Below are 18,294 nucleotides of genomic sequence, written 5' to 3' on the forward strand. Positions count from 1 at the left end.
GAATCCCATGAGCCAGGCGCCCCTGACTCTCAAAGAACTGATGCCGCCCGACGAGCTCGCGGCGGCCCTCGACGCCGGGCACGTCACGCGCAAGTCGCACCCCGAGCTGCCGCTGTCGATCTACACCTACACCCGGACCTGTCAGTACGAGCGGGTCTGGAACCGGGTCACCACCCGGTGCCGGGGGCTGGTCGCCGACGACGCGACCGGCGAGATCGTCGCACTGCCCCTGCCGAAGTTCTTCAACGTCGGTGAGCACACGGCCGGCCAGCCCTACGCGCCGGCCCTGCCGGACGAGCCCTTCGAGGTGTACGAGAAGGTCGACGGGAGCCTCGCCGTCGTCTTCCACTACGCCGGAGCGTGGCGGGTCGCGTCCAAGGGGTCGTTCATCAGCGAACAGGCCACCTGGGCCCAGCGGTACCTCGACGCCAAGGACACCACCGCGCTCGTCCCGGGCGTGACCTACCTGGCCGAGATCCTCTACCCGCAGAACCGCATCGTCGTCGACTACGGCGACCGCCGGGACCTGGTGCTGCTCGCCGCGATGGATCGCGACGGCGCCGAACGGCCGTTGGCGTCCGCCGCGCACGACTGGGCGGGGATCGGCGGCGTCGTGACCACCTGGCCCGCGGTGCCCCTGGCCGAGCTGATCGCGCGGACCGAGTCCAGCACCCTGCCGGACGGCGCGGCGGCGACCGGCACCGACGCCGAGGGCTTCGTGCTGCGCTACGCCTCCGGTGTCCGGGTGAAGGCCAAGATCGCCGAATACGTACGCCTCCACAAGGTCCTGACCGGCGTCACCGCACGCGACATCTGGCGCGGCCACGGCATCCAGCGGTTCGCCGCCCTGCCCGCCCGGCAGGTCGCCCAGGGCATCGGCTGCTCGCTCGCCGAGGTCCGCGCCCACGGCGGCGCGCCGCTCGACGCGCTCCTCGAACAGGTCCCGGACGAGTTCGACAACTGGGTCCGCGAGATGATCGCGGGGATGGAACGCGCCGCGACCGACCGCGAACGCGCCATCGACGAGGCCTTCCGGGAGATCGCGCACCTCGGCGACGACCGGGGCGCCTTCGCCCGCGCCACGCGGGCGGTGGTCGACCCGGGCATCCGGGCGGCCCTGTTCCTGCGGCTCGACGCACGGCCGACCGACCTCGTCACCTGGCGGGCGGTGCGGCCGCAGGCGTCCGACCCGTTCACGACCGATGAGGAGAACTGACCAGTGCCTGTCGTCCACGTCATGACGGGGCTGCCCGCGTCGGGCAAGACCACCGCCGCGCGCTCGCTCCAGGCGGAGTCCGGGGGCCGGATGCGCCGCGTCAACCTCGATGACCTACGGGCCATGCTCGACGTCCCGGCCGCGGAGGGGGAGCGGTCCTTCGCGCACGAGCAGACCGTCCTCGCGATCCAGGACGCCGCGGTGCGCACCGCCGTCGAGGGCGGGTTCGACGTGGTCGTCGACAACACCCACCTGACGCAGCACGTCCCCAAGCGGCTGAAGGCGGCCGTTGCCGGACGGGCCACCTTCGTCGTCCACGACTTCACGGACGTGCCGGTCGAGGAGTGCGTGCGCCGGGACGCCGCGCGGGAGCGGTCCGTCGGCGAGGAGATCATCCGGATCCTGGCAGAGAAGCACGCGAAGGCCACCAAGGGCGGCTGGCGACTCACCGATGCCTGGCTGAACGACCAGCCGGACGTCGAGCCCTACGTCGCGGACCCGGCCCTGCCGGCCGCCGTGATGTGCGACATCGACGGGACGCTCGCGCTGCGCGGCGACCGCGGCCCGTACGACTTCTCGCGCTGCGGGACCGACCTCCTCAACGCGTCCGTCCGGCACGCCCTCACCGCCTTCCGGCGGGCCGACGGCGACACCATCGTGCTGCTGTCGGGGCGCAGCGAGGAACACCGTCCGCAGACGGAGGAATGGCTCGCGCGGTACGACGTGCCGTACGACGAGTTGTGGATGCGGGCCTCCGGAGACCACCGCCAGGACGACGTGGTGAAGGCCGAACTCTTCGACCAGCACGTGCGCCACCGCTTCGCGGTCCGCGTATCGCTGGACGACCGGGACCGGGTGGTCGCCATCTGGCGCCGGATGGGGCTGCCCACCTGGCAGGTCAACTACGGGGCCTTCTGACCCCGGACCTCCCGCGCGGCCGCAGCGCCGGGCCGCCCCCGCGCTTCCTCCGCGCTCCCGCCGTGACCCCGACGGGCCGCGGCGGGAGCGCGGGCGGGGCCCTCGCGCGACAGCGCGGCCCTCACGCCGGGTCGGATTCCTCGCAGGGCTCCTCCTCCGAGCCGTCCCCGTGCCCCGGCGGGCAGGGCGGACACAGGCGGGCGTACACGGCCATGACCTCCTCCACCACCTGGTTCCGCTTGCGCAGGCACGCCGCCTTGCGCGACTCCTCCTTGCACATCAACTCGGCCCGCGCCCCCTCCAGGACGGCGATGGCCTGCCACCCCTTGAGCACGCACAGCAGCACCTTGCACAGGCACTCCACATAGGCCGAGACGGTGGCGAAGCCGCGCCACGCGTCGTGGATCCGGCGCCGCAGCACCAGCAACCGGGCGTACAGCCGCACGACGTCCTTCCCCACGACCGGGTCGGCGGCGTCGGCGAGCAACTGCGCCGCGTCCGCGCGGATCCTGGCGGCCCGCTCCGGCAGCGCCGTCAGCTCCCCGTCCAAGGAGACGAAGCACGCCGTGTCCCGCAGCACCTCCGCCGTGTAGCGGGCGATCCGGGCCGACAGCGTGGCGACGGTGTCCTCCTCCCCGACCCCGTCGTCGAAGTTGCAGTCGCAGTCGTCCACACAGCAGCCCCAGCCGTCCGAGCACTCGCTGATCTCCTCGAACACCTCGTCCACGGCCTCGCGCAGGCAGTGCCGCTGCTCGGGCGTGATCCGGCAGCGGATCTGTTCGCGGACCCGGTCGAGGACCTCGCCCGCCACCTCCAGATCGCCCTGGGCCGTGTGCCGGGCCTTCGCGTACTCCACGCGCGCGGCGCCCAGCTTCTCCTGGAACTCGCGCAGCTGCGGCAGGTGTTCCTGGGTGACCTCGGCGCGGCGCTGGATCCCCTTGGCACTGCACGCGAGATCGTCGATGGCGCCGAGGTCACAGTCGGTGCCGGCCGGCCGGGGGTGCGAGGTGCTGCTCATGAGGGCTCTCCTTCTCGATGGGGCAGGCGCACCGAGTGTGGGCCGCGGGGTGTCACCGGTCCGTCGCCCGCAGCCCGCAGCCCGCAACGCCGGCGTGACGGGCGGCCCGCAGCATCGGAGCATGGCTGGATACCGGGCACTCGCCGCCGTGGGGCGCAGCGTCGTGACGCTGCTCAACGCGGGCTTCGGCGCGGAGATCCCCGAGGGGCGCCGCCCGGAGGCGGTCCTCGCGGGGCCCGTCGACTTCGACCGGGTGGGCACCACGGACGCCCTCATCCGCCGCCCGGCCGTCACCGTCTACTGCTACCGGGTCAGCGTCGACCACGACACCCGGCCGGCGTGGGCCGCCCTGGCCGCGCGGGACGGGCTGCCCCGACTGCCGCTGCGGATGCACCTGTTGCTCGCGGCCTGGGACGAGGTCGTCGAGTCCGAGCTGGAATGGCTCGGGCTCGCCGTCCGGATCCTGGAGAGCGCGGGACCCCTCACCGGACCGCTCCTGGACCCGACCGGCGGCTGGTTGCCGGGGGACACCGTACAGATCGTGCCCGACGAGCTGGCGATGGATTCGATGAGCGAGGCGTTCCAGGCGATGACCACCGACTACCGACTCTCCCTGCCCTACCTCGCCCGGGTCGTGCGCATCGACGGCCGCCGCTTCCCGGTGCCCGGCGAGGTCACCACCGTGGCCGTCGCCACCTCGGAGCTGCCCCGGTGACCGGCGCCGCGGAAGCGGACCCGCGGGGCGCGGACCCGGACCCGCGCCTCACCGTCGCCCCCGGGACGGCGGTCGTACTGCACCGGCTCGCCCTCGCCGTCCGCCCGCTCGACGCCCACACCCGGGGCCCGGCCGGTCCCGGGCTGCGGGTCGGCTGGGAGTCCGCCCGGATCCCCGGCCGCCGCCCCGGGCCGGACGACCCCGTGCGGGCCCTGGAGCGCCACGAGCCGTCCGGATTCGTGCTCCGCTACGGGACGTCGGGCACCCCCGGCGAAGTCGGCGCCGCCGTGCGCGTACGCGTCGACGACCCCGCCCGCCGCTGGATCCCGCGGCGGTTCGCCGTAGCGCTGTGGACCCGCGCCGAACTGGCCGACGCCGACGCCGCGGCGCCCGACGGCCCCCGGGTCCGCGCCGACGCCCGGCTGCTGCTGCCCTGGTTGCTCCCCGGGCCCGCCTACCCCGTCCCGCAGGGCATGACGGGGCTGCGGCTGCGCGTCACCCGCCCGGGACCGGGACCGGCCGACCCCGTGCGCTGGCCCCGGATCGAGGCGTTCGGCCCGGGCGGCGCCCTCCTCGGCTGGGCGCACGGCGACGAGCACGGACACGCCCTGCTGCTGATCGGCGGCGCCGCGCCCCTGCCCTTCCCGCCACCGCCCCGCCTCGCGATCGCCCTGCGCACCCACGCCCCGGACCCCGTCCCGCCCCCCGACCCGGCCCCGGCGCCCGACCCGCTCGCCGACCTGGTCGCGGAGGCCGTCCGGCGCAGCGCCTCCCCGCCCGGCCCCCAGGACCTCGACAACGACGTGCTGCGCGGCCTCGCCCTGCCGCCCGGCTACCGCACCTGCGCCGCGGACACGGTCCGCACCCTCACCGTCGGCCGGGTGCTCCCCACCGACGACCTGCTCCACACCACCGACTGACCCGTGACCGAGGAGAGCCGTACATGCCCGAGTACCTGACCCCCGGCGTCTACGTCGAGGAGACCAGCTTCCGCTCCCGGTCCATCGAGGGCGTACCGACCAGCACCTTCGCCATGGCGGGGCGCACCGCGTACGGCCCGGTGCCCTACACCCTGCCCGACGGCGGCCCCACGGTCCTGCCCGCGCCGACACTCGTCACCAGCTACACCGAGTACGAACGGGCCTTCGGCGGCCTCACCATCGGCGACGACAGCTGCCCGCTCGCGCTCGCCGCGCGCGCGTTCTTCGCCAACGGCGGACGGCGGCTCTACGTCTCGCGGGTCTTCGTCTTCACCCGGACCGCCACCGCGCCCCCCGTCATCGACGTCCCGCGGAACTTCGCCTCCGTCCAGGTACCCGCTCAGGGGACCCCGCTGGTGCGCTGGCGGGCGCGCTGGCCCGGCTCGGCGGGCGCCCGGATCAGCGTCGCCGTCACCTTCCGCCGGGGCAAGAACATCCTCGTCCCGCGCCCGGGCGCGCTGCCCCGGCTCACCGGAGTGCGGCCCGGAGCCGCGGTGGAGGTCCTTCCGCTCGCCGGGGGCGAGGCCCCGTCCGTCCCCGACACCACGGCGCCGACCCCGGGCAACGTCCGCGTCGTGGCCCGCCGCGCCGACGGAGAGCTGGGGTACGTCGGCCCGCAGGGCGCCTTCGAGCCCGTCGCGGCCGGCACCGCGGCCTTCCACCTCACCCTCGCCGTGACCGTGCGCGCCGGCGGCGAGCGCACCGACGTGTACAACGAACTGGAGCTCGACGACGCCCACCCCCGCTCGGTGGCCAAGGTCCTGCAGGCCGCCGACCCCGCCGACGAGTTCGCCCTGGTCTGGCTGGAGAACGTACCGCCCGCGACCGGCGCGCAGCCGGTGACCGCGGGCGCCCGGTTCGCCGCGCTCCTCACCGCGCCGCAGGGCCTCTACCTCGTCGGCGGCGGTGACGGGGACCCGCTCTCGGCGGCGGACCTCGGCGGCCGGGACGCCAACCCGGACAGCCTGACCGACCCCGCCCGCGGCCTCGGCGCGCTCGCCGAGATCGACGACATCGCCATCGTCGCCGTCCCGGACACCGTCACCCTCGTCGCCGCGGAGCAGAAGGCGGCCGTCGACCTCCTCATCGGGCACTGCGAGCGGCTCCGCTACCGCATCGCGGTGATCGACCCGCCCCCGGACAGCTCGATCTCCGAAGTCCGCCGCTTCCGCGCCCAGTTCGACAGCAAGTACGCGGCCCTCTACTACCCGTGGGTCAAGATCACCGACCCGGCCCGCCGGGTCGACCCCGGCGCACCGGCGGCGCTCCTGGACGTACCGCCCTCGGGCTACGTCGCCGGGATCTACGCCCGCAGCGACATCGAGCGCGGAGTCCACAAGGCCCCGGCCAACGAGGTCCTCCTCGGCATCGACGACTTCACCACCAACGTCACCTACGACCGCCAGGCCGTGCTCAATCCCGAAGGCATCAACTCCCTGCGCTTCTTCGAGGGACGCGCCCGCCGCGTCTGGGGCGCCCGGACCATGAGCTCCGACCCCGAGTGGAAGTACGTGAACGTGCGCAGGCTCTTCATCTACCTGGAGCACTCGATCGACAAGTCGACCCAGTGGGCGGTGTTCGAGCCCAACAACGAACGACTCTGGGCCTCCGTCCGGCAGTCGGTCGAGGACTTCCTCATCGCCACCTGGCAGACCGGAGCCCTGCTGGGAACCAAGCCCGAGGACGCGTTCTTCGTCCGCTGCGACCGCACCACGATGACGCAGAACGACCTCGACAACGGACGGCTGGTCTGCCTGGTCGGCGTGGCCCCCACCTACCCCGCCGAGTTCGTCGTGTTCCGCGTCGGACAGTTCACGGCCGACGCCCAGCGCACCTGACGCGCCCCGCCACCAGCAGCCGGAAGACCGGGAGACAGACCCATGGCCACGCGCACCAACCCCTACGGAGCCTTCAACTTCCTCGTCCAGCTCGGCAACACGAGCGCCGGCCTGGAGGGGGACATCAGCGGCGGCTTCTCCGACTTCAGCGGAGCGGGCAACGAGGTGAAGTTCTCCGAGTACCGCAACGGGAACGACCAGTTCAACCACGTCCGGAAGATCGCCAACACCAACACCACGGACGACGTCACCCTCAAGCGGGGCATCATCGGCGACCTGCGCCTCTTCAAGTGGATCGCCGACACCCGCAGCGGCATCTACCTCCCCCTCACCGTCACGGTGACGCTCCACGACGAAGGGCACGCCCCGGTCTGTTCCTGGCGGCTGAACCAGGCCCAGCCCAAGAAGTGGGTCGGCCCCACCCTCCAGGGCAAGGGCGGGGGCGAGGTCGCCATGGAGGAGCTGCACCTCGTCGCCGAATCCATCGACTTCCTGTCGCTCTCCTCGTGACCCCCCTCGGACCGCGGCTCGGCGCACCCGGCGTCCACCGGCAGGCCCGCCGCCCGCCGCCCTCCTTCGGCCCGGTGCGCCTGGACGTCGCCGGCTTCGTCGGCGTGGCCCCGCGCGGCCCCGTCGACACCCCGGTCGCCGTCGACCGCTGGACGGACTACCTGGACCGCTTCGGCGGCTTCGAGGGCCCGGGCCTGCTGCCCTACGCGGTACGGGCGTTCTTCGCGCAGGGCGGGGTCCGCGCCCACGTGCTGCGCGTGGCCCCCCTCCCGCGGGCCCCGCACCCCGCCGCCCAGCGGGCCCACGCGCTGCACCGGACCCGGCTCGGCGGCGGCGCGGGTACGGGCGCGGGGAGCGGACCCGAGGTGGACCTGCGGGCCCGCGACGAAGGCGGTTGGGGCGGGCGGCTCGCCGTCCGGTGGGAGTTCATCGGATCCGAGCAGTTCGCCGCCGAGGTGAGCGGGCCCGAGCTGGCCCTGCCCGAGGCCCGGATCCCGCCCGTCGGAAGCGTCCTGCGGCTGCGGGGCGCGGGGCTGCCCACTACCGGGGACTTCTTCCGGATCACCGGCTTCGTCGACGCGCCGTCCGCCACCGACCCCGGTCCCGGACCGGCGCCCGGGGGGCCGCGGCGCCGGATCGCCGTCCTGGACCGGCCGCCCGTCACCGGCCCCGGCGGCCGGACCGTCACCCTGGCCGTGGAGGTCGAGGCCGTCACCGTCACCATCACCGTCACCGACCCCGATCCGGCACGCCCCCGCCAGGAGCGGTTCGCGGGGCTCGGCCTCGGCGGCGACCACCCCCGCCCCGCCGCCGCCGTACTGGCCGCCGAATCCCTCCTCGTCACCCCCGACGGGACCTGGCCCGACCCCTTGTTGCCCCCTGACGGCAGGCTCGGCTCCGCCCTGTCCCGGCCCGTCCGCCCCGGCCTCGACCGCTACTCCGGGATCGGCCCCGACAGCTTCCAGGGCCCCGTCCCCGTCGACCTGCTGCCCGTCGGCGGCGGCGAGGCCGTCGAGGAAACCGGTGCGCCGCCGGGGAGCGGCCCGGCACCGGCCGTCGGCATGGACCGGATGGCGCTGGTCACCGAGGTGGCCCTGCTCGCCGTACCCGACCTGCTGTGGGAGTACGCCGAGGCGCCCGTGAGCACCGAACTTCCCACCCGGACCCCGCCCGGCGCGGTCTTCGCCCCCTGCCCGCCACCGTCGCCGCCGCTGACCTCGCGTTCCGCCGCCGTACGGGAGTTCCTGCTGGACGGCGTCACGCAGTTGCCCGAGATCCTGCGCCGCCAGCAGCGGCTCGTGGCCCTCGCCGAGCGGCAGCGGCGCTTCGTCGCCCTGCTCGACGTACCTCCCCGGCTCCCGGTGCGCGCCGTCGCCCGCTGGCGCGCCGCCTTCGACAGCTCCTACGCCGCCGCCCACCACCCGTGGCTCGGCGTGATGCCCGCGGAGGACCCCCGGGGCAGCGCCGTCCTCGTTCCGCCCAGCGGCTTCGCCGCGGGCATCATCGCCGAGCGCGAACGGCGCCTGGGCCTGCCCTGGGGGCCCGCCAACGAACTCGCCGCCGAAGCCGTGACCGCCGCCCAGCGGCTCGCCGAGGCCGACCACGATGCCCTGCACCTGCTCGGCATCGACGTCTTCCGGGCCGAGCGCGACGGCTTCCGGCTCGCCTCCGCCCGTACGCTCTCCGGCGACCCCGACTACCGCCAACTGAGCGTGCGCCGCCTGATGACCATGCTGCGCCTCGCCCTCGACCGGCAGGCCCAGGTCCTGGCATTCGAACCCCACTCGCCCGCACTCCGCGCCGAACTACGGGGAACCGTGGTGCAGTTGCTGCGCGGACTGCACCGCTCCGGGGCGTTCGCGGGCGACCGCGAGGAGGAGTCCTTCTTCGTGCACTGCGACGAACGCCTCAACCCCGCCTGGTCCCAGGGCCTCGGGCGACTGGTCGCCGAGATCGGGGTCGCACCCGCGCAGCCCCTGGAGTACCTCGTCCTGCGGATCGCCCAGGACGGCGACGGCGCCGTGGCGGTGGGGTGAGCCGTGGCCGAAGCCGTACAGACCTTCCGCTTCCGCGTCCGGCTCACCCGCAGCGCCGCCCCGGGCCGCACGGACCAGCCGCCCCCCGTCCTCGCGCACGTGACCCACGCCGCCCCCGCGGCGGCCGTCGGCGCGACCGGAGCGGACCGCGGCCCCGCCGCCCCCGCGCCCGAACGGCTCGGCGACGGCGGGTTCCAGGAGTGCACCGGGCTCGGCCTGGAGGTCGACGTCCGCGAGTACGCCCAGGGCGGGGCGAACGACGCATCGGTGCGCCGGCTCGGCCGGGTCCGGCTCCAACCGCTCGTCCTCAGGCGCGGCATGTTCCTGGCGACACCGGACGGCAGCGCCGACACCAGCCTGTGGGACTGGCTCCAGGACGCGGTCGGCGGCGCCGCGCCCCCCGTCCGCTACGACGGGGACATCGAGGTGCTCGACCCCACCGGGCAGCGGGTGGTGGCCCGTTGGACCTTCGCCCGCGGACTGCCACTGAAGATCATCGGCCCATCGCTGCACGCGAAGACGGGGGAGATCGCCATGGAGGAACTGCACATCGCCCACGAGGGCCTGCGGTTGGAGCGCACCACGTGAGCGCCCCCCTCGCCCAGGCCACCTTGCAACGCCTGGCGCGCAGCGGCGCCGGAGCCAAGGACCAACCACCGCTGGTCGTGGACGACGGCCCCGCCGTGCCCGTCCAGTTCAACCCCACCTCCCTGCGGATCAGCCGCAACAACACCGTCGACCGCGGCGGCGCCACCACCCGTTCCCAGAAGCGCCAACACCCCGCGACGGAGGGCTCCACCCTCACCTTCGACCTGGAGTTCGACACCACCGAACAACGCTCCGGCGGCCAGTACGTGGACGTGCGCCGCTGGACCGCCCTGGTCCGCCAGTACGCCGAACCGCCGCCGGACCAGCCCGCCGACCCGCCGCCCGTCGTCCGCTTCGTCTGGGGCACCCTCCGCTACAACGGCATCGTCACCCAGGTCACCGAAGAGCTCGACCACTTCGCCCCCGACGGCACCCCGCTGCGGGCCAAGGTCGGCGTCACCCTCGTCGAGCAGAACTTCGCCTACGAGGCCCACGCCGAGGGGCCGGGTACCCGCGACGCCCGAGCCGCCACCGCACCGGGCGCCCCCCGCACCGGCGCCGCGCCCGGCACCTCGGGCACCGGCCGCCCGAACCGGGTCGTGCGGGCGCGGGAGGGGGAATCCGCCCAGCAGGTGCTCTCCCGCCTCGGCCTGGACCCGGCCGGGTGGCGCGGTGCGATGAACGGGCTGGACAGTCCGCTGACCCTGGCGGCCGGGGCCGCTGTACAGCTCGGCGCCGAGGTCACCGTCCCCTTCGCCGGGGCCGGGCCCTTCGCGGCGACCTCCGCCGGCGGCGTGGCGGCCACCTCCGTGGCGGGACTCGCCGGCGCCCTCGGCATCGGCGGCGGCGCCGACCTCGGCATCGGCGGCGGCATCGCGCCGGGGGACGGCGCCTCCGGCGGTCCCGCGGCGGGCGGCGCACCGGGCGTCGCCGGTCCCGGGAGCGCGGGCTACGGCGGAGCGGCGGACCCGGTCGCGGCGGGCTTCGCGCTGTCGGCCGGCGGCGGCATCGCCGCGGCGGCGGCCGCGGTCACGGGCGCCGCGGTGGACCGCGCCACCGCCCGGGCCAGGCAGTCGTTCGAGGTGCCGCCGGCCGCGGGTCGGCCCACCGCGCCACCCGCCACCGCGCCGCCCACCGCCCCGCCGCCGGCCCCCGGCCCGGCCGCGCCCGACCGGCGCTCGCTCGGCTACGGCCGGGGCGTACCGCTGCGCGCGCGTGCCGATCCCGGCACCCTCGCCGAGGTCGAGGCGGGCGGCGGCCGCAGCCTCGCCGACCGGGCCCGCCGCCAGGAGGTCCCGGCGCCCGACCCCGGCGCCGCGCCGTGGGAGCGGCTCCCGCCCGATCCGCCCGGCCGCGCCGCCGCCGACTGTGAGCAACGCCGCCGTGACGCGGGCCCCCGCACCCTGAGATGGACACCGCGAGGAGGCCCGCCATGAGCGTGTACATCGGAGAACTGCACACCGACGTCGTGCCCGCCGCCGGACAGGGACCGGCGGCCCCGGCCGGTGGCGCCGCGGATCCGCACGCCGCCGCCGACCGTCACCGCGAGGCCTGCGAGCGCGCCGCCTGGCTCGCGGCCCGCACCGGGGCGGAGGCCTTCGATGACTGAGCCGGTGGTCGCGGCCGTATCACCCGTCTTCGAGGTCGGCGGTGCGCTGGTCAGAGACCTCGCGCGGGACTGCGTCCACCTCGACGTCGCGGAGGGGACCGAGGGCCTGCGCACCCTGCGGGCGCACTTCCTCGCCGTCGGCGCCGGAGCCAAGGGACCGCAGGACCGCCTGCTGCACCTCGACGGGAGCACCATCGGCCTCGGCAGCGCCCTCAAGGTCGCCCTCGGACCCGCGGACCGGTTGCGCCACGTCTTCGACGGGGTGGTCTCCGCCATCGAGTTGGTCCTCGGCGACGGCGAACCACCCCAGGTCCTCGTGCACGCCGAAGACGCCCTGATGCGCCTGCGCATGACCCGCCGGGTGCGCACCTACCGGGAGACGACCGACGCCGCCCTCGCCGAGGCCGTCGCCGCCGAGCACGGCCTCGGCGTCGAAGCCGACGCTCCCGGCCCCCGCTACGACCTGGTCCACCAACTCAACCAGAGCGACCTCGCCTTCCTGCGCGAGCGGGCCCGGCTGATCCAGGCCGAGCTGTGGGCGAGCGGACGCACCCTCCACTTCCGCCCCCGCGGCAGCCGCGGCAGCGCCCCCCAGACCCTGGTCTACGGCAGCGAACTGCTCTCCGTCCGACTCGTGGCCGACCTCGCCCACCAGCGCAGCGAGACCGTCGTCACCGGCTACGACGCCGAGCGCGGCGAAGGCATCGACGAGCGTGCCGGCCCCGAGGCCGTGGAGGCCGAGACGACGGGCGGCCGCACCGGCGCCCGGCTGCTGACCCAGGCCCTCGGCCCCGCCACCAGCCTGCGGATCCGCGAGAGCGCCCTGACCGCCGAGGAGGCCCGGGCCTGGGCCCGCGCCGAAATGCTGCGCCGCGGACGCCGGTTCGTCAGCGTCGCGGGCACCACCCACGGCAGCCCCGACCTGGTCGTCGGTGGCCGGCTCACCCTCCGCTCCGTCGGCGCGCCCTTCGAGGGGGAGGGATACCACGTCACCCGGATCCGGCACACCTTCGACCCGGAGCACGGCTTCCGCACCCGCTTCGACGCCGAACGCCCTTCAATGAACGAGGTGGTGTGAATGACCCTGCCCGCCCCCGCGGACGGCTCCGTCCCCGGATACTTCGGCGTCTACCCCGCCTTCGTCACCGACATCGTCGACGAGAAGCGGCTCGGCCGCGTCGAGGTGCGCTTCCCCTGGATGGGCAAGGAGGGCGAGCGCGACGTCCGCGCCTGGGCCACCCTGTGCTCGCCGTACGCCGACGACGAACAGGGACTGCTGGTGCTGCCCGAGGTCGACAGCCAGGTCGTCGTCGCCTTCGAAGCGGGGAACCCGCGCCGCCCGTACGTCCTCGGCGCCGCCTGGCACGGCAGCGCGGCCCTGCCCCACACACCACAGCCGTCCAACGACCTGCGCCAGCTGCGCTCCCGGCAGGACAGCAGGCTCCAGTTCGACGACACCCCCGGCGCGGCCAAGGTCCGCATCACCATGGCCTCCGGCCACCAGGTGACCCTCGACGACGCCACGCAGCAGATCACCATCCGGCACAGCGGCGGCTGCGTGGTCCGGCTGACCGGCGGCGCCGTCGAGATCCACGCCGTGTCCTCCCTCGACGTCACCGCGCCCGTGGTCAACGTCACCGCCGGATACTCCGCCTTCAGCGGCATCGTCCGGGTCGGCACCCTCATGGTCGACCAGGGGATCGTGTCCCCCGCCTACACGCCCGGCGCCGGGAACATCTGGTGAGCGCCGCCGAGCACGGCTTCCGCGTGCTCGCCCCCTGGTACACCTGCGAGCGCGGCGGGTTCGACCGCTTCGACCCGAGGGCGCTGGCCCCGACCCTCCAGAAGTACGACCGCGCCGACTTCGTCACCCGGCTCCTCGCGGACCCGCGCGCCTCCCTGCGCTTCGACCGGGCCGAGGACGTCTGGTCCTACCCGGTGCCCGTCGCGCTCGGCGACCGGGAGCCGGGCCGGGCCCGCTTCGCCACCCACCGCCTGGTCCGCACGGGGCTGCGCAAGCTCTACCAGCCCAGCCACGACCGGTTCTACGCGGTCGTCGTCGAGCTGTTCTGCGACCGGCCCGGGCTGCCCCGCCCGCAGTCCGCGGAGGGGCTGGAGGTGGGGTTCGTGATGCGCCGCCGCCGGATGGACCTGACCGCGCCGCCGCAGGTCCTGCGCAGGCTCGCGGGCCGGCTCACGGCGGAGCTGCTCGGCGCGGAGCGGGCCCCGGCGGGCCTCGTGACCTCGGAGGCCGGTGACGTCCTGCGCGCGGACCTGGCGCGGACCCGCTTCGCCGAGGAGCAGCGCGCACTGCTGGACCAAGTGGGCCTGGAGGAGCACACCGAGGCGTGGATGACCGGACCCGCCGGCGGGCAGTGGCGTCCCCTCGGCGGGAGCGCACCGCCCGGCCGCCCGGCCGACGAGGAAGAGGAGTTCCCGATGTGGCGGCTGCCGCCGCGCTCCGGTGACTGCCCGGACCGGCCGGCGCCGCCCGCCCGCTCCCTCTGGTTCGGCCTGGTACCGGTCTCCTCCGGCGACCACGACGACCTCGGGGCCCCCAAGCTCGATCCGCAGTCCCTCTACGAACTGACCTGCTTCGTACGCCGTACCGCGCGCCCCGGGCACGAGCACTGCCCGGTGGAGACCTCGTGGAGCGCGCCGACGGAGAGCTTCCGGCTGGCCGCCTTCTACGATCCGGAAGGCACCAAGAACCGCACGACCTCGCTCACCCTGCCGGACCTGAGGGCGGTCGCCGCCCGCGCGGGCGGCCCGCCCGGGCTCGGGGGAGTGGCCGTCACCAGCCCGCCGGGCTCGCAGTTCTCCTTCGATCCCGGCGGCGGCACCCCGAGCGGCGGCTCCGTGGGCGGCACGACGGCCCGCACCTGCACCTTCGCCCTCGAAATCCTCATGATCGTGGCGTTCTTCGTCTTCAGCATGTTCCTGCCGATCGTGGTGTTCCTCTTCCAGCTCTGGTGGCTGCTGGCGCTGCGCTTCTGCCTGCCCCCGTCCGTGGAGGCGCTCGCCGCGCTCAAGGCCTACTTCGCGGCCGGCGGAAAGCTGTCCACGATGGGCGACGACGAACGGGCCGACCTGGACGCCCTGATGGGCAGCCCCGGCGCCGCCGCCCGGCTCCAGGACCCCGGCAGCGGATTCGCCGACGAGGACGGGGACGACCTCCTCGACGCCCTGACCCCGCCACCGCCCGGGCCCGTGCCCCGACCCGAGCCGGAGACCTCACCCCCCGACCCGCTGTGCGGGGCCGGAGGATGAGCGCCCGCGCGGAACCCGTGCCGGTGCGCGCGCCGGAGGCGGTGCCGGCGCCGGCGAAGGTCCTCGATCCGGTGCCGGCTCCCGTCCCGGCAGGAGCCGCACCGGGTGGGGCCCTCGTCGAGGAACTCGCCCTCCAAGGAGGCGCGGAGCTCACCGCCACCCCCGCGATCGCCGCCCACCTGGACGCCCTGGGGGCCGCGGGGGGTCCGGTCCCGGTCCGGCTCGGACAGCTGGCCGCGGGCACCCTGAACCTGCGGCGGACGGAGGGCGGCGCCCTGGTCACCGGACCGGGCGACGCCTTCCAGCCGGTCCCGCTCCTGCACCCCCTGCTGCACCCGCTGCGCGCCCGGGGGATCGAGCCGGTCCTCGCCCTCCGCGTCCACGACGGGGTGCTGGAGGGCCACGCCTCCGCGGTGGTCAAGGGCCGACTGCTCGGCGGCGGCCGGGCCCTGCTCGACCTCATGGAGCAGCACCCCGACGCGCTGGGTTGGGCGGGCCTGGGCGGCCTGCGGCTGCCCGGCGTGGAGAACGAACTGCGCGGCACGACCCTGGTGGTGAACGTCAGCGGGATGTCCTTCACCCTCGGCGGCTTCCTGAGCGCCACCGGCGGCTTCGGCCTCGCCAATGAGGTGGTCACCTTCGACGCGGTCGCGCGCGGAGCGGTGGCCGGCCTGGGCGCGGTGGCGGTCCCGGTCCGGCGCGGCCCCGACGGCGCCCTGACCGGGAGCGCGAGCGTCGACGTACTGCTGCGCGGATTCACCGGACAGCTGACGGCGGCCTTGGGGGCGGGCGCCGTCGACGTGCGCGGGACGGTGCGGTACACGAACGAGAAGTTCGACGGCGAGCTCACGCTGGTCGCCACCGACGCGAAGACGGCCAAGGAGCTGACGGACAGCAAGCTGCCGGACCGGGCGAAGGCGGCGGCCGCACCCCTGGCCGCCGGCGCCGGCACCGCGGAACCGGCGGCGCCGTCCTCGGCTCCGGCCCCAGTAGCGGCAGCGGTGCCGGTCGCCGCACCGGGGCCCCGGATGGTCGCGGGCTGGGGCACGCTCCAGGTCAGGCTCGCCGACTGGCTCAGCGGCGAGGCGCTCGTGATCGTCGACCACCTCGGCGACGTCACCGTGGTCGGCAAGATCACCCCGAGGATGGACAAGCCGCTCTTCGCGGAGCGCCGCTACCAGAAGCAGCTCGCCCGGTTCGAGGTCCGCGCGGCCTACGGCGTCCCGCTCGTCGGCAATGTCTTCCTCTTCGCGAACATCGGGCTCGACGCCCTCGCCGTGCTGGGCCCGGCCACCCTCGACCACATCGAGCTGACCGGAACCTGGTCGACCAAGCCGGAGGTGCTGCGCGACTTCGGGCTGACCGCGACCCTCAACGTCTCCGCCTCCGCCGGGCTCCGGCTCACCGCCGAGGGCGGCGCCGGCGCCACGCTCGTCGGCCACGACATCAAGGCGGGCCTCGCGCTCAGCGCGCTCGCGGGCATCCGCGGCTACGTCGAGGCCACCCCCCGGATCGGCTACCGCGAGGTCGCGGACCCCAAGGCGGGCAAGCACGGCGAGTTCTTCCTCGCCGGGCACATGGAGATCGCCGCCCAGCCGTTCCTGGGCCTCGGCGGCGCACTCTTCGTGGAGCTGGACAGCCCCTGGTGGTCCCCGGTCCCGGATCACCGGTGGGACTGGCCGCTCTTCCAGCGGGAGTACCCGCTGCCGGGCGAGTTCGGGATCGGGGCCGATGTGGAGCACGTCGTGGGCTCGGGCACGGTGCCCGAAGTGACCTTCGGGGAGGTCGACTTCGCCCCGGAGAAGTTCCTGTCGGACCTGGTCGGCGACCGCCTGCCCGCGAAGGCGGCGAAGGACGAGCCGAAGCGCGGCAGCTGGTCGGAGCCGGGAACCGCGGCGCCGCCGGCTGCCGGGGCGGGCAAGGCGGCGGGGGCCGCCCGTCCGGCCGCCCCGCCGCCCACCACCAAGGGGGCCGCGGCCACCCCACCCCCGGCCGGGGCGAAACCGGGCCCCGCGACACGGGCCGGGACGAAGGCGAGCGGCGCGAAGGCGGCCGGGACGAAACCGGCCGGCGCGAAGGCGGAGCCGGACGAGCCCGTCGTGCCCGCGCCCGCCGTCCAACAGCGCTGGCTCACCGGCCTGAAGGCGCTCGGCGAGGTCGCCGCGACGTCCCACCGCGACCCGTATGACGCGGTCGAACTCCGGGACGCCCTCGCGGGCATCAAGAAGGCGCACGGCTTCACCGCACTGGAGGCCGAACTCCACGGCAACGCCTGGCAGATCACGGCCTCGATGAACCCCACGACGCACAACCTCCCGCTCGTGGAGGCCGACACCACGGCGAAGCCGGCCGCGGAGGTGCCCGTCCCGGACGACGAGGAGGCACGCGTCCACCTGGCAGCCCTCAACCGGCGGATGGAGGCCGTCGGAGCCGGGAAGGTCGGACAGGGCAGCACCCCGGTGGAACGGGCGATCCTGCGGGACGCGTATCCCGACGTGGCCCCCGCCCTGGTCACCCGGGGGATGGTCATGGTCCACATCAGGGAGCTGGACGCCCGCAAGGCCAATGGCGTCAAGCTGGACCTGATCGAGGCCGAACGCGCGAGGAAGCGGGAGCAGGCCGGCCGGTCGATCTACGACACGCTGGAGGGCACCAAGGTACCCGCGGCGCACCGCGCCGTGACCTACCAGCGGGCCGGTGGCAAGGACGAGTACGGCGAGAACCCGGTCCCGCGCGCGTCCTGGAGCGTGGACCACGTGGTGGCGAAGAAGGAGTTCGCCGAGATCCCCGACGTCGCACGGCTGCACCCCGAGGAGCGGGCGGAGCTGGTGCACCAGACGGGCAACCTGCGCATGCAGGAGAAGGGCCCCAACTCCTCCCGCCAGGAAGTGCCCTGGCCCCAGTGGGCCGGAGCCCGCAAGTGGTACCCGCAGAAGCGCATCAACGAGGCCATCACGTGGTACCACGAGGCCAAGGCGCTGCTGCTGGGGCAGATCGCGAAGATCCTCGCCAAACGCCGGGGATGAGGCCCCTCCCTGACCGGACCCCTCGCCATGGCCCGCCGGAAACGTTGTGGTGACGGTCCGTGCGGAGCATGGAGGGCATGGCAGCAATCGACGCCCTCACCTCCGCCCCCGGCGGCTACGGACCGGGAGCACCATCCGCAGGCGAGACCGGGACCGGGACCGGGATCCGCTTCCCGCTGCGCCCCTCGGCAGCGGGCACAGCGGGAAGCGGACCGGCGGCCGGGGACCGCCCCGGAGCCCCCGCCTGGCTGAGCGGGCCCGCCGTGGTCCGGCAGTCGATCGAGACGATCCTCGACACCGAGCCCGGCGAGCGCGTCATGCGGCCCACCTTCGGCTGCGGACTGCGCCGCCACCTGATGGCACCGAACACCCCGGCCACCCGCGGCGCCATCAGCGCGGAGATCAGCGAGGCGCTCACCCGTTGGGAGCCGCGGATCAGGGTCACCGAGGTCGCCGTGACCCCGGGGGAGGAGCCGACCATGGTGTGGATCGACATCGCCTACGTCCACCTCCTGGACCTGCGCCCCGACAATCTCGTCTACCCCTTCTACCTGCGATAGCGGAGGGACG

Annotated in this window: 16 protein-coding genes; 15 read left to right on the top strand and 1 reads right to left on the bottom strand. The window is 74.9% G+C overall.

Features of this window, described 5'->3' with window-relative positions; all coding sequences use genetic code 11:
- Positions 1-7: 7 nt before the first annotated feature.
- Entirely contained in the window at positions 8-1,216 is a 1,209-nt protein-coding gene (locus ACZ4UB_RS03300; protein ID WP_468067931.1) for an RNA ligase, read from the top strand.
- Positions 1,217-1,219: 3 nt separating this feature from the next.
- Positions 1,220-2,134 (top strand): phosphatase domain-containing protein, encoded by a 915-nt coding sequence (locus ACZ4UB_RS03305; RefSeq protein WP_468067932.1) that lies wholly within the window; start codon positions 1,220-1,222, stop codon positions 2,132-2,134.
- A 121-nt stretch (positions 2,135-2,255) separates the two neighbouring features.
- On the opposite strand, the gene ACZ4UB_RS03310 is transcribed toward ACZ4UB_RS03305, so the two are convergent.
- Positions 2,256-3,152 (bottom strand): hypothetical protein, encoded by an 897-nt coding sequence (locus ACZ4UB_RS03310; protein ID WP_468067933.1) that lies wholly within the window; start codon positions 3,150-3,152, stop codon positions 2,256-2,258.
- A gap of 121 nt (positions 3,153-3,273) precedes the next feature.
- Between ACZ4UB_RS03310 and ACZ4UB_RS03315 the strand changes: the two genes are divergently transcribed.
- The 13 genes from ACZ4UB_RS03315 to ACZ4UB_RS03375 all read left to right on the top strand — a co-directional run bounded on the left by ACZ4UB_RS03315 (position 3,274) and on the right by ACZ4UB_RS03375 (position 18,284).
- Complete coding sequence (locus tag ACZ4UB_RS03315; RefSeq protein WP_467956259.1) at positions 3,274-3,867, top strand: Pvc16 family protein; 594 nt, start codon at positions 3,274-3,276, stop codon at positions 3,865-3,867.
- Complete coding sequence (locus ACZ4UB_RS03320) at positions 3,864-4,787, top strand: hypothetical protein (RefSeq protein WP_468067934.1); 924 nt, start codon at positions 3,864-3,866, stop codon at positions 4,785-4,787. Before ACZ4UB_RS03315 ends, ACZ4UB_RS03320 begins: the two co-directional genes overlap by 4 nt.
- Before the next feature lie 23 nt (positions 4,788-4,810).
- Positions 4,811-6,685, top strand: coding sequence for a phage tail sheath family protein (locus tag ACZ4UB_RS03325; protein ID WP_468067935.1), 1,875 nt, complete (start codon positions 4,811-4,813; stop codon positions 6,683-6,685).
- Between the two features lie 42 nt (positions 6,686-6,727).
- Entirely contained in the window at positions 6,728-7,195 is a 468-nt protein-coding gene (locus ACZ4UB_RS03330) for a phage tail protein (RefSeq protein WP_399257154.1), read from the top strand.
- Positions 7,192-9,231: a phage tail sheath C-terminal domain-containing protein gene (locus ACZ4UB_RS03335; RefSeq protein ID WP_468067936.1), complete on the top strand. Its 2,040-nt coding sequence runs from the start codon at positions 7,192-7,194 to the stop codon at positions 9,229-9,231. Before ACZ4UB_RS03330 ends, ACZ4UB_RS03335 begins: the two co-directional genes overlap by 4 nt.
- A gap of 3 nt (positions 9,232-9,234) precedes the next feature.
- A complete protein-coding gene (locus ACZ4UB_RS03340; RefSeq protein WP_468067938.1) occupies positions 9,235-9,819 on the top strand; it encodes a phage tail protein in 585 nt (194 codons plus the stop codon).
- Positions 9,816-11,255 (top strand): CIS tube protein, encoded by a 1,440-nt coding sequence (locus ACZ4UB_RS03345; RefSeq protein WP_468067940.1) that lies wholly within the window; start codon positions 9,816-9,818, stop codon positions 11,253-11,255. Before ACZ4UB_RS03340 ends, ACZ4UB_RS03345 begins: the two co-directional genes overlap by 4 nt.
- Positions 11,252-11,428 carry a hypothetical protein gene (locus ACZ4UB_RS03350; RefSeq protein ID WP_467956253.1) on the top strand — a complete coding sequence of 59 codons (177 nt, stop codon included), beginning with the start codon at positions 11,252-11,254 and terminating at the stop codon, positions 11,426-11,428. Before ACZ4UB_RS03345 ends, ACZ4UB_RS03350 begins: the two co-directional genes overlap by 4 nt.
- The gene (locus ACZ4UB_RS03355) at positions 11,421-12,506 is read left to right on the top strand and encodes a phage late control D family protein (protein WP_468067941.1); all 1,086 of its coding nucleotides are present in this window, start codon (positions 11,421-11,423) and stop codon (positions 12,504-12,506) included. The genes ACZ4UB_RS03350 and ACZ4UB_RS03355 overlap by 8 nt, the downstream gene beginning before the upstream one ends.
- Entirely contained in the window at positions 12,507-13,172 is a 666-nt protein-coding gene (locus ACZ4UB_RS03360) for a phage baseplate assembly protein V (RefSeq protein WP_468067942.1), read from the top strand. It begins immediately after the preceding gene.
- Positions 13,169-14,698, top strand: coding sequence for a hypothetical protein (locus ACZ4UB_RS03365; protein ID WP_468067944.1), 1,530 nt, complete (start codon positions 13,169-13,171; stop codon positions 14,696-14,698). Before ACZ4UB_RS03360 ends, ACZ4UB_RS03365 begins: the two co-directional genes overlap by 4 nt.
- Complete coding sequence (locus tag ACZ4UB_RS03370; protein WP_468067946.1) at positions 14,695-17,724, top strand: hypothetical protein; 3,030 nt, start codon at positions 14,695-14,697, stop codon at positions 17,722-17,724. Before ACZ4UB_RS03365 ends, ACZ4UB_RS03370 begins: the two co-directional genes overlap by 4 nt.
- Before the next feature lie 77 nt (positions 17,725-17,801).
- Positions 17,802-18,284 (top strand): GPW/gp25 family protein, encoded by a 483-nt coding sequence (locus tag ACZ4UB_RS03375; RefSeq protein ID WP_468067947.1) that lies wholly within the window; start codon positions 17,802-17,804, stop codon positions 18,282-18,284.
- Positions 18,285-18,294: the final 10 nt, after the last annotated feature.

The organism is Streptomyces sp. NPDC028419, from assembly GCF_055565515.1.